Source organism: Achromobacter sp. Bel (genome assembly GCF_012928505.1).
Lineage (GTDB): Bacteria > Pseudomonadota > Gammaproteobacteria > Burkholderiales > Burkholderiaceae_B > Achromobacter.
In genome coordinates, this window is the sequence record NZ_JABBJN010000087.1 from 1 (window position 1) to 15,165 (window position 15,165).

General features: G+C 69.2%; 3 protein-coding genes. All 3 read left to right on the forward strand.

The genetic code is table 11. The features are described from left to right. Window positions 1-78: 78 nt before the first annotated feature. Window positions 79-12,213 (forward strand): filamentous haemagglutinin family protein, encoded by a 12,135-nt coding sequence (locus HG262_RS29390; protein WP_248293529.1) that lies wholly within the window; start codon window positions 79-81, stop codon window positions 12,211-12,213. 330 nt (window positions 12,214-12,543) lie between these two features. Further along, a complete protein-coding gene (locus HG262_RS29395) occupies window positions 12,544-14,193 on the forward strand; it encodes a ShlB/FhaC/HecB family hemolysin secretion/activation protein (RefSeq protein WP_169274360.1) in 1,650 nt (549 codons plus the stop codon). 38 nt (window positions 14,194-14,231) lie between these two features. After that, a partial coding sequence (locus HG262_RS29400) for a DUF2341 domain-containing protein (protein ID WP_169274361.1) occupies window positions 14,232-15,165 on the forward strand: 934 nt, incomplete at its 3' end.

The following is a 15,165-nucleotide window of genomic DNA, read 5'->3' on the forward strand; positions in this document are numbered from 1 at the left end:
GCTCTTCCGATCTCGGCGGCGCGGGCGGCTGCGGCGGCCAACGGCAGCGATGTGCCGGAGGGCCTGGCGGAAGGCGGATTGTGGGCCGCCGAGGGCGGGCTGGCGAAATGGGAAGGCGCCAAAGCCGCCAAGTCCAGCGTCGAGAACGGCCGCCAGGTAGTCACGATCGAGCAGACGCAATCGCGCGCCATCCTGAATTGGGACACCTTCAACGTCGGCCGCAACACGACCGTGCAATTCAAGCAGGGGGCGGACGACGCGGTGCTGAACCGCGTGGTCGGCGCGTCGGCCAGACCCAGCCAGATTCAGGGCGCGATCAAGGCGGACGGCACCGTGATGGTGGTGAATCAGAACGGCGTGATCTTCACCGGCACCAGCCAGGTGAACGCGCGCAATCTGGTGGCGGCGGCGGCCACGATCACGGATGCGCAGTTCCGCGATAAGGGGCTTTACGCGGACAACGGCGCGCAGCCAACATTCCAGGACGCGCTGGGCCGCGTCGAGGTGCAGGCGGGGGCGCAGATCCGGACGGCGGCGCCAACGGCCTCCACCACGGGTGGCGGCTATGTGCTGCTGCTGGGCAAGGAAGTATCCAACGCGGGGTCGATCGATACGCCAGCAGGCCAGGCGCTGCTGGCGGCCGGCGACAGCTTCGTCATCAAGCGCGGCCAAGGCACGTCCGGCAACCTCGTGTCCACCACGAAGGGCAATGATGTGACGCCCGCGGGCCTGCCCGGCAAGGTCGACAACACGGGCCTGATTCAGGCCGCCTTGGGCGACGTGACCCTGACGGGCGGCGACGTGGGGCAGCGCGGCGTGGTGTTGTCGAGCACGTCGGTCGATACGCGTGGCACGGTGCACCTGACCGCGACGGGCACGGACGGCCGGATCACGGTGGCCGAGAACAGCACCACGGCGATTCTGCTGGACCGCAGCGGCGCGCTGGCGCTGGACAGCCAGCGCGACGGCCTGCGCGTGCCGCCGGCGGTGCAAAGCGATTCACCATTGTTGGCAGCGGGCGCCGATCGGCGTGAACTGTCGCGGGTGGAGATCAGCAGTTCGGGCACGGTGGATTTCGCGGCGGGCTCGATCACGCTGGCCACCGGCGGGCAGATCGCTGTCCAGGCCACGCAGCGCAGTCTGCTGCGCGATGGCGCGGTGCTGGACGTATCGGGCGCGGTGGGCGTGCCCGTCGCGATGGAAAACAACAATCTCAAGATCAACGTGCAGGGCAACGAGCAGCGCGACGCGCCCGTCAACCGGGACAGCGGCAAGCTCAACAACAACGATGTCTGGGTCGATATCCGAGACCTGGTGCTGGTGCCGGCGGGTACGAACGGCTACGCGACCGACCGTTGGTATACGGCCGGCGGCCTGCTGGAAGTCAGCGGCTACCTGGGCACGCAAGGGCACGCCGTCAACGAATGGATGGCGCAGGGCGGTAACGTGGAATTCACCGGCGCAGATGTCGTGACGCGCGCCGGTTCGCAGATCAACCTGTCGGGCGGCACGCTGGACGTGCAAGACGGCATGATCCGCCAGACGTGGCTGCGCGGCGTGGACGGCAGGCTGTACGACGTGTCGCGCGCGCCGGGGGACCTGGTCTACACGGGCCTGTACAAAGGGTACGAGGCGCAGAGCGAACGCTGGGGCCAGACGCGCTATTTCTACAACCCGCTGATCGCACCGCGCGAGCGTTTCGAGACCGGCTATACCGTCGGGCGGGATGCGGGCCGCCTGGTGATCGGCACGCGTAGCGCGGTGCTGGAAGGCGAACTGATCGGCACCACGTTCCAGGGCGACCGGCAGAACGCCGCGGCGCAGGCCGGCCTGGATGGCTACCAGCAATCGCAGCGCGCGGCGGCGCGCGGCGCGCAACTGGTGGTGGGTACCTACACGCCGTACTACAGCAAGGCCACGGGCGCGCTGCAGTACGTGCTGGGACGTGCCGACGGCACGGTCGATCAGGTGGTGCTGTCCGACCGGGTGGCGGCAGTCGCCGCCGGCCTGGATCTGGACACGGCGCTGCCCGGCGACCGCACGGGCATCCTGCAGCTGGATACGACGCGGCTCAATGGCGTTGGCCTGGGCGCCGTGAGGATCGCCGCAGGCGCCATCGCGGTGCAATCGGATTTGACGGTGGCTCCGGCGGGCGACATCACGCTGTTCGCGAACAACCTGGCGGTGGACGCCGTGCTGACGGCCAACGCCGGCAGCATCCGGCTGGGCAATGTGCTGCTCCAGGCCACGCCCGGCGGCATGGCCGACACGACGGCCGGGGCGGCGAACGCGGGCGGCGGGCTGACCGACGACCGGCTGACGCTGGGCGCGCGGGGGCGCCTGGACACGTCGGGCCTGTGGGCCAACCTGGCGCTGGCGCCGGGGCAGACCGCCGCCATGCCGTACCTGAATGGCGGCAGCGTGTCGCTGCGCAGCTCACTGGATATCGACCTGCAAGCCGGCAGTGTGATTGATGTGGGCTCGGGCGCCGCGCTGCGCGCTGCGGGCAAAGTCACGGGAGGCAAGGGCGGCAATGTGACCGTGGAAGCGGTGGCGGGCGGCACTGCCACCGGCGGCCGGCTGGTGCTGGACGCGGAACTGCGGGGCTACGGCGTCGAGGGCGGCGGCACGCTGGCCGTGACGGCGGGCAAGGTCGTGCTGGGCACCAAACCGGCTGACGCCGGCGACGACGTGCTGGCGCTGGCGGCGCCGTTGTTTCAGCAGGGGTTCTCGCGTTACGAGATCACCGGCAGTCGCGGCGCCTCGGTGGCCGAGGGCGCGCGCATCGACGTGTCGATGCCGGTGTACCGTCCGGTGACCGACGCGATGGGGCTGGCGACGGGCGCGCCGGCCCGCGCGGCATTGGAAACCTGGCAACCGCCGGTCTACCAGCACGATCCCGTGGCCGGCTCGGTGACGCGCCGCCGCGGCGCCAGCCTGTCGCTGCAAAGCGGCCGCAGCCTGTCGCTGCCGGGAGCGGACGCCGATGCGGCGTTGCTTGTCGGCCGTGGCGCGCAGGTCAATGTGGACCCGGGGCAGGCGATCCAGCTTCGCGGCGCGGGCCAGATCACGGTGCTGGGCGCGTTGACGGCGGCCGGCGGAAAAATCGATATCCGCCAACTGCGCATGGGCGATATCGATGTGGCGGAGTCCATCGAAACCGCCGCAGGGCAGGTGCACGCCCGGTCGATCTGGATCGGCGAGCAGGCGGTGCTGAACGTGGCCGGCCGCGCGGAAACCGGCGTGGACGCGCAGGGCCGCCGCTATGGCGTGGCGGACGCCGGCGGCGTGATCGTGATCGGCGGCGAGATCAATCATGACCGCGCCACGGCAACCTCTTCCGACGCTTACGTCATCATCCGGCCGGGCGCGGTGCTGGATGCGTCCGGTTCGAGCGCGACCGTGGACGTGAACGGGGTGGGGCCCTTGCAACGGGATCGCAACGGGGGCCGCATCGCGCTCAGTTCCTACAACGGCCTGTTTCTGGACGGCACGTTCATTGCGCGGGCCGGTGGCGCAAACGCCGCAGGCGGTGCCCTGGATATCGCGCTGGAAACGCCGCTGTACCGCGGCGCGGGCGAGAACCCGTCCAGCATGGACGTGCAGGTGCCGCGCGAGCTGGTACTGGCAGCAGGCGGGGCCAACGCCGTGGCGTCGGACTTGAAGCCGGGCGAGACTGCCGACGCACTGCGCTACGGGCAGGCTCGATTGGATGTTGCGCGCCTGTTGGCGGGCGGCGGCTTTGATCAGTTGGGGGTGCTGTCCAATGGCTTGATGTCGTTTGATGGCGCGATCGATATCGCGCTCGGCCAAAGCCTGCGGCTGTACGCCGGCGCATTTTCGCTGGCGCCTGACGCCGACGCGGCAACACGCGTGAACCTGGCGGCCTCGCAGGTACGCCTGTCCGGGCCGGGCAAGTATTACGCCACCAACGGCATGATCCGGCCGCGCGTGCTGTTCGGCGATGCGCCGTCGGTGGGGACGGGCGTCTTCACGGTGCGCGCCTCCGATCTGCTGGAGGTGGGCAACAGCCTGTCGTTCGGCACCCAGGGCAGCATCAACCGCAGCGTGGGTGGCACCCTGGCGGTGGCGCGGTCGGGCTTTGACCGGGTGACGCTGGAAAGCGGCGGCGACCTGCGCTTCTTGCTGAACAACGACAGCGAACCGCGCACCCGGCTGTGGACGCGAGGCGATCTGGACCTGATCGCCGCGCAGTTGTATCCAGTGACGGGCGCCGAGGCCGAGGTGCTGGCGGGGTATACGCGCAATCCGGTATCCGGCGTCAATGTGTTCGATCCGACCCGCACGTTGTGGGTGGGCCGCTCGGGCGGCGCCACCGCGCCGTTGCCGGCCGTGCCGTATTCGGCGTTTGGCTCGCTGCGCCTGGCGGCGACCAACGTGGAGCAGGGCGGCGTGGTGCGCGCGCCGCTCGGCGCCATCGTCCTGGGCGACGTGAGTTCGGTGTCAGGCGCACAGCGCCTGACCTTGTTGCCGGGCAGCGTGACCTCGGTCAGCGGCGCGGGGCTGTTGATGCCCTACGGCGGCACGACCGATGGCGTGTCGTACAAGTTCAAGGGCGCGGACGTCTCGCTGGTGGGCGCCGGCGGCGCCACCGGCTCGGGAAGCGGCGCCTCGTTGCGCACGGGCATCACGCTGGGATTCCGTGATGTGGACGCGTTGCCGGGATCGGTGCTGGACCTGTCTGGGGGCGGTGAACTGACGGGCGCAGGCTTCGTGTCCGGACGCGGCGGCTCGACCGACGCGCGCTATTCCCCGCTGGTGCGCAACAATCCCAAGGGCGGCTTTACCTTGCCCGGGCTGGCGGCCAATCCGGTCTATGCCATCGTGCCGGGCGTGCAGCCGGGCTATGCGCCGGCCGGTGGCGAAGCCGGCGCCTCGGCCCCGGGCCTGGGGCAGCAAATCACGATCGGCGCGGGCGTGCCGGGCTTGCCGGCCGGCACCTATACGCTGATGCCGTCGACCTATGCATTGTTGCCCGGCGCGTTCCGCGTCGAAATCAATACCGGTGCGACGCCGGGCGCGGCCATGGCGCCGGCGCCGATGCGCAATCTGTCGTGGGCGGCCGGCGGCACGCTGTCCACCGCCGGCACGCGGGTGGCCGAGAGCCTGGCGACCCCGGTTATCCTGACGCCGGCCAATGTGCTGCGCACCTACTCGCAATACAACGAGACCAGCTACGCCAGCTTTGTGCGTGCCGATGCGGCTACGCGGGGCGTGCCGCGGGCGATGCTGCCAGCCGACGGCCGGACCTTGCGCCTGGCGGTCCACGCCGGTTCGCAGGACGGGCAGGCGCTGCGCTTTGATGGTCTGGCCGATTTCAAACCCGCAGAGGGCGGCTTTGGCGGCGCGGCGGCGCTTAGCGGCGACAGTTCAAATGTGGAGATCCTGGCGGCGGGCCAGGCGCCCACCGCGGGCTTTGCTGGCGCGTCGGTACAGGCCGATGCGCTGGTGGCGCTGGGCGCCAGCCGGCTGGTGATTGGCGCCCTGCCGGTCGTGACGTACGGCCAGGGCGGCCGCTTCTACACGTTCCAGGGCGGCGCCAACGAAGTGGTGATACGCGCCGGTGCGCAACTGGCAGCGCCCGAGGTGTTGATTTCGTCGAGGACGATCGAGCTTGAAGCGGGCGCAGGCATCTCGACGCTGGGCCGCGGCGCGCCGTCGGTGGACTCGACCAACGGGTATGCGTTTGAACCCGGCAGCACGGGGTTGCTGGCCGTGTCCAACGGCCGTCTGGATGTACTGGCGCCCGATGCGCTGGGCGCGGGCGCGATCCGCATCGGCACCTGCGCGGCGCTGCCCTGCGAGGGCGTGACGCGGCTGTATTCCGAAGGCACGATCGCCGCGGCCACCAACGGCACCTTCGACTTGGGCGAGCAGGTGTCGTATGGCACGCGCAACCTGACGCTGGCGGTCGGGGCGATCAACGCCGGCACCACCGATGCGCTGGCACAGGCGGCCGCACGCGGCGTGCTGCCCAACGGGCTGACGTTGAACCAGAGCATCCTGGGCCGTCTGCTGCGCGGCGACGCCAGCACCGGCGCCCCGGCGTTGGAGCGGCTGACGCTGACGGCGCGCGAGTCCATGAATTTCTACGGCACTGTCGCGCTGGATACGCGCGACCCGCTCACGGGCAAATACAGCCTGGCCACGCTGTCCCTGGGTACGCCGGCCCTCTACGGCTACGGCGCCGCCGGCGACGAGGCAAGCATCCGCACCCAGAACCTGATCTGGAGCGGCGCGACGCAGGCGCCGGGGGCGGTAGCGGCGGGCGGGGCCGGCACGGGCCACGGTGTGTTGCGCATCGAGGCCGAACGCATCGAGTTTGGCTATGGCCAGGGCGCGCAGCCCAGCGGGCTGGACGACAACGGCCGCTTGGCGCTGGGCTTTGCCAGCGTCAACCTGAACGCCAGCGAACGCATCACGGCCAATCACCGTGGCAGCCTGGCGGTGTATGAATCGCAAGGCGCGTATGTCAGTGGCAGCGGCTACACCTACAGCGGCGGAAATCTTAACCTGAACACGCCGCTGTTGACCGGCTTGGCGGGGTCCACGAACAAGATCACGGCCGGCGGCAACGTGCGCGTGGCGGCCGTGCCGGGCGCGCAGGCGGCAACCGTGCAGGAATTGGGCGCGGAACTGAGCCTGGCGGGCGCCAATGTGCGCGTGGACGGCGCCATCGTGCTGCCCAGCGGCAAGCTGACGCTGCAAGGCCGCGACAGCGTGGTGTTGAGCGGCACGTCGCAACTGGACGTGGCGGGCCGCGCCATCGCTTTCAATGACGTGTTGCGCTATAGCTGGGGCGGCGACCTGATCCTGGAAAGCAGCCAGGGCGAAATCCGGCAAGAGGCGGGCTCGGTGATCGATCTGTCGGCCAAGGAGAACAACGCGGGCAGCCTGCGGGCCGTGGCGCTGGCGCCAGGCGCGGGCCAGGTGGCGCTGCTGGGCCGCATCCTGGGCGCCAGCTCGGGCCATTACGACGCCGGCGGCACCGCGGTGCCATACCGCGCGGGCAGCATCGACATCCGCGCGCAGCGGCTGGGGGCGGCGGGCGCCTTGAACGCCGATTTCGACGCGCTGAATCAACGGCTGAACGACGGCGGCGTGTCCGGGGCGCGCAGTTTCCAGATCAAGCAAGGCAGCCTGACCGTTGGCGACACGCTGCGCGCCAACGACGTCAACCTGTCGATCGACGGCGGCAGCCTGACGGTGGCGGGCCGGGTGGACGCCAGCGGTGAGCGGGTAGGCCGCATCCGCCTGGCGGCGCGGGACGGCTTGACGCTGGCGGGGACGTCGGTGCTGGATGCGCACAGCACGGTGCTGCGCGTGGACAGCTACGGCAAGATCATCGACGCGCCGAACCGCGCGGTGGTGGAATTGAATTCAGGCCAAGGCGTGCTGACTCTGGCCAGCGGCGCGCGCATCGACCTGCGCCACGGCACATCCGCCACGGTGCAGCACGACGGCGTGCAACGCGGCACGCTGGAATTGCTGGCGCCGCGCATCGATGCGGCCGGCAACACGGAAATCAACGGCGGCGGGGCACCGGGTTCCGCCGCCCGCCATGGCGACATTGCCATCGAGGCGCGCGGCCCGCTCGCGATCGACGGCGCCAAGTCGATCACGCTGACCGCCATGCAGCGCTATGACGATGCCGACGTGGGCAATCCCGGTGACCGGACCAACGGCCGCCAGTACCAGATCATCAATCAGGCCTACCTGGACGCCAAGCACGACGACGCCACCGCCTTCATGGGCGGAGCGATGGTCAATGGCAACCTGATCAACGGCAAGCTGGCGGGCCTGAACAACGCCACGTATCGTGACGTGTTCCATCTGCGTCCGGGCGTGGAAATCGTCAGCAAGACCGCCGACGGCGATCTGGTGGTGCAGGGCGACCTGGACCTGTCGCGCTACCGCTACGCGGGCGTGAACCCGCGCTTGCCGCTGACGGGGGTATACGGCTCGGGCGAAGCCGGGGCGCTGATCCTGCGCGCCAAGGGCAACCTGGATGTCTACGGCAGCATCAACGACGGCTTCGCGCCGCCGGCCGCCACGCCGGACGACGAGCACGGCTGGGTGCTGACACCCGGCGTGCAGCCGTTTGGCGGCGACGTGGTGTTGCCGCGCGGCGGCGTCACGCTTGCGGACGGCACCGAGTTCCCCGGCGGCAAGACGCTGAACTATCCCTTGCCCCTGAAGGCCGTGAAACTGGCGGCGGGTACCCGCTTGCCCGTGGAGGCCGCGCTCGACCAGGAGCTGTCCCTGGCCAGCGGCACGGTGCTGTCCGGCGACGTGCGGGATGCGTCCGGCCAACTGCTGTACGGCGCCGGCACGGTGCTGAAGCAGGCGGTGGACCTGCCCGCCGGCACGCGCCTGGGGGCGGGCACGCTGCTGGCCGGCGGCACGTCGTTGCAGTCGTTCACCTGGCCCGCGAACGTGGCACTGCCCAATCTGTACACCACGCAGGGCTACGAGCCCAACGTGCTGCTGATGGAAGGCACCATTACGCTCAAACAGGGCGCGTTCATTCCGTCGCAGACCAAGCTGGTATTCCTGGCGGGGACCGACTATGTGGACCTGCGGCCCGGCACGCCGGCAGACCAGCGGCGCAATTGGGCCGTGGCCCAGATGCTGCCGGCGGGCAGCCAGTCGTGGTCGGTGCAACTGGTGGCCGGCGCCGACCTGGACGCGGCCGATCCGCGCCGGGTGCTGACCGGGCCGGCTGCGGGCAAGCTGACGCTGGCGGACACGCATTACAACGCCAGCCTGGTCCAGGGCGGCGGGTGGGTCTGGGGGCCGGACGCCGAGCAGTCAGGCTTCGAGCCCGGCGCGCCGGTACCGGACGACATGGCCTGGTTGTGCGACGTGATCGAAGGATTCTGCGAGCGCGGCGACGCCAGCGCGGTCTCGGTGACGCCGCATACACAGAATTTCAGCGTGCTGCGCACGGGCACCGGTGATCTGGACCTGAACGCGGGGGGCGATATCAGCCTGATGTCGGCCTATGGCGTGTACACCGCCGGCACGCAGTCGGCGAATGTCGCGTCCGCCTACCAATTGCCGCGCGGACGCTTCGGCGCCACGGTGCTGGGCGACGAACATGCGGCGAGCTATGAACCGTTCGTGACGGCGGGCAGCGGATACCAGGCCTGGTATCCCGAAGCCGGCGGCAACCTCAGCCTGTACGCGGGCGGCGCATTGCGCGGCGACGCGTGGGGCCAGACTGCGCAGAGCACATTCGATGCCCGCAGGCTGGATGCCAGCGTGGGCGTCGGCAATTGGCTGTGGCGTCAGGGGACGGGCAGCGCCAACGGCGGCGATACGCCGGCCGCATGGTGGATCAACTTCGGCAGCTACACCCGGGCATCGTCGGACTTCAAGGACACCACGCCGCTGCTGGTGGGCTTTACCGGTTTTGGCGCGCTGGGCGGCGGCAATGTCAGCGTGCGCACCGACGGCGATGCCGGCAACATCGAGGCGCGCGGTTCGCGCAGCAACCCGCGCAGCCAGGGTCTGGTCGTGGCGGTGGGCAGCACGGGCCGTATCGCGGCCGACGGCGGCATGACGTTGACCGGCGGCGGCGATATCGACCTGCGCATCGGCGGGCGGCTCAACCCCACGCAGAATGCCCGCGGCGCCGTGTCGTCGACCTCCGGGCCCACGCCGTATTACGGCGATCCCGCCATCGACATGCAAGGCGCGCTGATCAACCTGCGTGGCAATGTGCAGTTCGCGGGCGGCGCGATCGGCGGGCTGGATCTACGCTACAGCAGCCAGCCGGCCTTGCGCGACGCCAAGGACAGTCGCGGCTACGATCCCTATGAATCGTCGCTGGCCAGCGCCACCGGCGGGCTGGCGCTGATTCCCGGGGATGCGGTGATCCGGCTGGACACGCGCGGCGACCTGGTGGTGGGCGGCGCCAGCGATCCGGGGCGTGTCGCGTTGCAGAACAGCACACCGTTCCGGTTGCGCGACGGCACGCAGATCGATGGCGGCGGCTACAGCTGGTTTTCGATGTGGACGGCCAACACGGCCATTGAACTGTCCAGCGCGGGCGGCAACCTGACGCCCAGCCGGCAGACGTCGCACAGCGCCCAGGGCCTGGCGCTGCAGACCGGGCACAACACGTCCGCGTCGGATGCGCGCTATTGGTATCCGTCGATTCTGCGTGCCACCGCGTACGACGGCAGCATCTACGCGGGCGTTTCGGCCGGCTACCTGAACGCCGAGGGCGGCGGCCTGCCGTATTCGCTCACGCTGGCGCCCGGCGCGCGCGGCCAGCTCGAACTGCTGGCGGGCAATTCGATCTACGCGGGCGGCTACGCCATCAATCGTTCGGGGGCCGATCCGGCCGGCGTGGCCAACGTGTTGGCGCCGGCGTTCGCGGGCTATACCTCGCAGGGCACCAGCGCGGTGACCTTGAGCAACCAGGGCGCAAACGGCATCGCTGGCGCCCGCAACACGCACTTTCCGTTGTTCTACTTCGATGCGCCCACGGCCAGTGGGGCCGGGTCCGACCTGGTCACGCGCCTGTATGCCCGCGACGGCGACATCGTGGGGCTGCGCAGCGGTGAAGCGCTGGCGATCATCGCGGGCCCCAACCTGGGGCAGACCTGGTACGAGGCGGCGGGCCCGGTGTGGATGATGGCCGGCCGCGACATCGTGGCGTCGGGCACCGATACCGGCGTGCCATTGAACGTGCCGACGACCAACGGCTACTACTTTGCCGCGAGCGTGGCCTCGGCCACCTCGTCCGGCAATCTGTTCCTGCACCGCGATGCGCGGGATGTTTCGCGAGTGTCGGCGGGCCGTGACATTCTCTACAGTTCGTTCCAGGTGGCCGGCCCGGGCACGCTGGAAGTCACCGCCGGCCGCCATGTGCTGATGGGCGACCGGGCGTCGATCAACAGCCTGGGCGCGGTGATGCCGGGCGACCTGCGCCCCGGCGCATCGATCGCGGTGCTGGCCGGCGTGGGCGCGGCCGGGCCGGATTACGCGGGCTTTCTGGCACGCTATCTGGACCCGTCGCGCCAGGCGGACCCCAGCCGCCCGCTGGCCGACCAGGGCCTGGCTTTCAAGACCTATGAGCCGGAACTTGTGTTGTGGTTGACGCAACGCTTCGGCTTCGCAGGCAGCGCAGAAGATGCGCGTGCCTATTTCAATGCACTGCCCGCCGAGCAGCAGCGCATCTTCGCGCGACAGGTGTATTTCGCCGAGCTACGCGCGGGCGGGCGGGAATACAACGACAAGTCCAGCCCGCGCCAGGGCAGCTACCTGCGCGGCCGCCAGGCCATCGCGGCGCTGTTTCCCGACACGGCGCCGGGCGCCTACGAGGGCGACCTGACCTTGTACGGCGGCGCGGGCATCCGCAGCACTTTCGGCGGCGATATCCAGCTGATGACGCCAGGCGGGCAGCAGGTGTTCGGTGTAGAGGGCGTCGCACCGCCAGCCTCCGCGGGCATCATCACGCAGGGCGAGGGCAGCATCCAGCTGTACGCGCTGGACAGCATCCTGCTGGGCCAAAGCCGGGTGATGACGACCTTTGGCGGCGGCATCACGGCGTGGTCGGCCGAAGGCGACATCAACGCCGGGCGCGGGTCCAAGACGACGGTGCTGTACACGCCGCCCAAGCGCGTCTACGACGGGGTCGGCAACGTGACGCTGTCGCCCAATGCGCCCAGCACGGGCGCGGGCATTGCGACGCTGGCGCCGCTGCCGGAGGTGCCGGCCGGCGACGTCGACCTGTACGCCCCGCTGGGCACCATCGATGCGGGCGAGGCCGGCATCCGCGTGTCGGGCAACGTGAACATCGCGGCCTTGCAAGTGGTGAACGCCGCCAACATCCAGGCGCAGGGCGATAGCGTGGGCGTGCCGGTGACGGCCTCCGTCAACACGGGCGCGCTGTCGTCGGCCAGCGCGGCGGCGACCTCGGCGGTCAATGCGGCGCAGGATTCCGCCCAACGCGCGCAGAGCCAGGCATGCCAGAACCAGCCTTCGGTGATCAACGTGCAGATCCTGGGGTATGGCGACGAGCCTGTGGCGGGCGCCGCCCCTGTGCCGCAGGGCAGTCCGGCGGCGGCCGCGCCCGCGTACGACCGCGCCAGCGCTGTACAGGTACTGGGCGCGGGTCCGCTGGACGCCTCCGAGGCCGCGTCCCTGAGCGCTGACGAACGGCGCAAGCTGACGATGTGAACGGGACCGCCGGCAAACCGCCGGCGGTCACCGGTTTGTCATGAAGCGGCCAGCATTGCCTGGCCGCTTTTTTTTGCCTTGCACGCTAGTGCCGTCATCGTGTCCGGCCAGAATCGCAGCACGGCATTCGCGCCGCGTCACCGTCCGATTCTTTTTCATGAAGTTTTTCTTACAACGCGCGGTCTTCGCCTTCCCAGTACGTCTAGTAACAAGCAGAAGCTGTGGGCGCAAGGTAGCGGGCAAAAACCGTAATGGGATTGTCGCGAAGCGCACGGCACGGCAGCGGCCGGTACCCGGCCGGTTTTCACACAAGGAACCGAGTGCATCGCTATGCATGATTTCGAGAGTAGGGGCAGCGCGCTGCGCGCCATATTGCGCCGTGCGCCGCAAGCATTCGTTCTGAGTGCCGCGGTCAACGCGGGCTGGGCGCAGCCGGCGCCCGCAGCGGCATCCGAACCTGTACCCGCCGCCGCGGCGGCATCCGACGGCCGCCGCGTCAACATCAACGAATACATCGTGCGTGGCAACACCGTGCTGGATGCCCGCGACATCGAACGCGCCGTCTACCCCTACCTGGGGCCGGACCGCACATTGGCCGATATCGAATCGGCGCGCGAAGCCTTGCAGACCGTCTATCAGGAACGCGGCTACCAGTCGGTGTATGTGGACCTGCCCGAACAACAGGTCGCCGACGGCATCGTGTTCCTGCAAGTGGCCGAGACCAAGGTGGGCCGCGTACGGGTGGTGGGCGCGCAGCATTACTCCCCTCTGGCGATCCGCGATGAGGTGCCGGCACTGCAGGAAGGCCAGGTACCCAACTTCAACCAGGCGCAGGCCGAGCTGACCAACCTGAACAAGGGCGCCAGCCGCCAGGTCGTGCCGCTGGTGAAGGAAGGGCGCATGCCGGGCACGATGGACGTAGACCTGAAGGTGGAAGACAAGAGCCCCTGGCACGCCAGCGTGGGCCTGAACAACGACTACAGCGCCGACACCACGCGCCTGCGCAGCACGGCGTCGCTGGGTTACGACAACCTGTGGCAACTGGGCCATTCCGTCAGCCTGACCTTCTTCACCGCGCCGCAGGAAACCGACAATGCCAAGGTCTGGTCGGGTTCGTATTCGATGCCGCTCTCCAGCCGCTGGGGCCTGCAGTTCTCGGGCTACAAGAGCGACAGCAACGTGGCGACCCTCGGCGGCACCAATGTGCTGGGCAAGGGCTATTCCTTCGGCCTGTCCGCCATCTACACGATGGAGCCGCAAGGCGACTGGAGCAATTCGCTGTCCGTCGGGCTGGACTACAAGAAGTTCGACGAGTCCACGCGCTTTGGCTCCAATGAAGACCAAATCCCGATCAAGTACCTGCCGTTCACGCTTGCCTACAACGGCTACCGCTATTCCGAATCTTCACAGAGCAGCCTGGGGCTGTCCGTGGTGGGTGCCAGCGGGTCGTTCTTCAATCAAGGCAGCGGCTGGAAGGAATTCGACGACAAGCGCTACCGGGCCAACCCCAGCTTCGCTTTGCTGCGCGGCGATGGCACGCATACGCACAACCTGTTCGGCGACTGGCAGCTAGGCCTGCGCGGCTCGTTCCAACTGGCCTCGGGCGCCCTGGTGTCCAACGAGCAGTTCTCGGCCGGCGGCGCGACCAGCGTGCGCGGCTATCTGGCTGCCGAACGCACGGGCGACGATGGCCTCCTGGGTTCGGTGGAATGGCGCACGCCGTCGTTGGCCCGGTGGCTCGGTTCGAACGTCAACGAATGGCGCTTCTACGCATTCGCCGACGCCGCCACCTTGCGGCTGCGCGACCCGCTGCCCGAACAGGATGCCAGCTATTCGCTCGCCAGCGTCGGCCTGGGCACCCGCCTGCAAGTGCTGGATTGGCTGTCCGGCGCGCTGGACTGGGGCTATCCGCTTAAAGACGGCCCCAACACCCGCAAACACGATCCCCGCCTGAACTTCAGCGTACGCGCCAGCTTCTGAGCGCACGCGACTACCTCATTCATCCCGGAGTCCCGACCATGCAACGCCTATTGATACTCCTGCTGACCGTGCTGGCCGGCGTATTGCCGTCCGCCGCCAATGCCTGGTGGCAGCCCGACTGGCAGTACCGCAAGCAAATCACCGTCGACAGCACCCCGCAGGGTATGCCGCTGGGTGGCCCGGCCGGCCGTACGCCGCTGCTGGTGCGCCTGCACACCGGCAATTTCGCCTTCGACGGCATCCACGAAAATGGCGCCGACATCCGCTTCGTGGCGGCCGACGACCAGACGGTGCTGAACCATCAGGTAGAAGCCTTCGACCCCTTGCTGGGCATGGCTCTGGTGTGGGTGGATGTGCCTGAGGTGGCCGACGGTCAGCGCCAGGACATCTGGATGTACTACGGCAACCAGAAGGCGCCCGTCTCGGCCAACGGCCAGTTGACGTTCGACCCGAATTACACGCTGGTCTATCACTTCGACGGCGCCCCCGGTGCGCCGCCGCGCGATACCACCGCCTACAGCAACCACGGCCAGACGCCGACGGGTGCGACAGTGGACGGCGTTATCGGCCGCGCCGCGCAGTTCACGGGCGCGACGCCGTTGATGCTGCCCGCCAGCCCGTCGCTGGCCATCCCCGCCGCAGGCGCCTTCACGTTCAGCGCCTGGGTCCGCGCGGACCAGTCGGTTGGCGAACAGCTCATCTATGCCCGCCGCGATGGCGGCAATGCCTTGCTGATCGGTATCAATCAAGGCGTGCCGTTCGTGGAAGTGAACGGCCAGCGCAGCCAGCCCGGCCAGCCGCTTACGCCCGCCGCCTGGCAGCACCTGGCCGTGACGGCCGACGGCAGCCAGGTCCATCTGTATGTGAACGGCCGGGCCACCGCGTCGCTGGCTGCCAGTCTGCCGCCGCTTGGCACCACCGCCGCCCTGGGAGGCGACGTGCACTACGCTCAGGCTGCGCCGCAGCAGAATG

Coding starts and splice junctions, on each gene's coding strand:
- HG262_RS29395 (WP_169274360.1), top strand. CDS start 12,544: ATGCATGATTTCGAGAGTAGGGGCAGCGCGCTGCGCGCCATATTGCGC.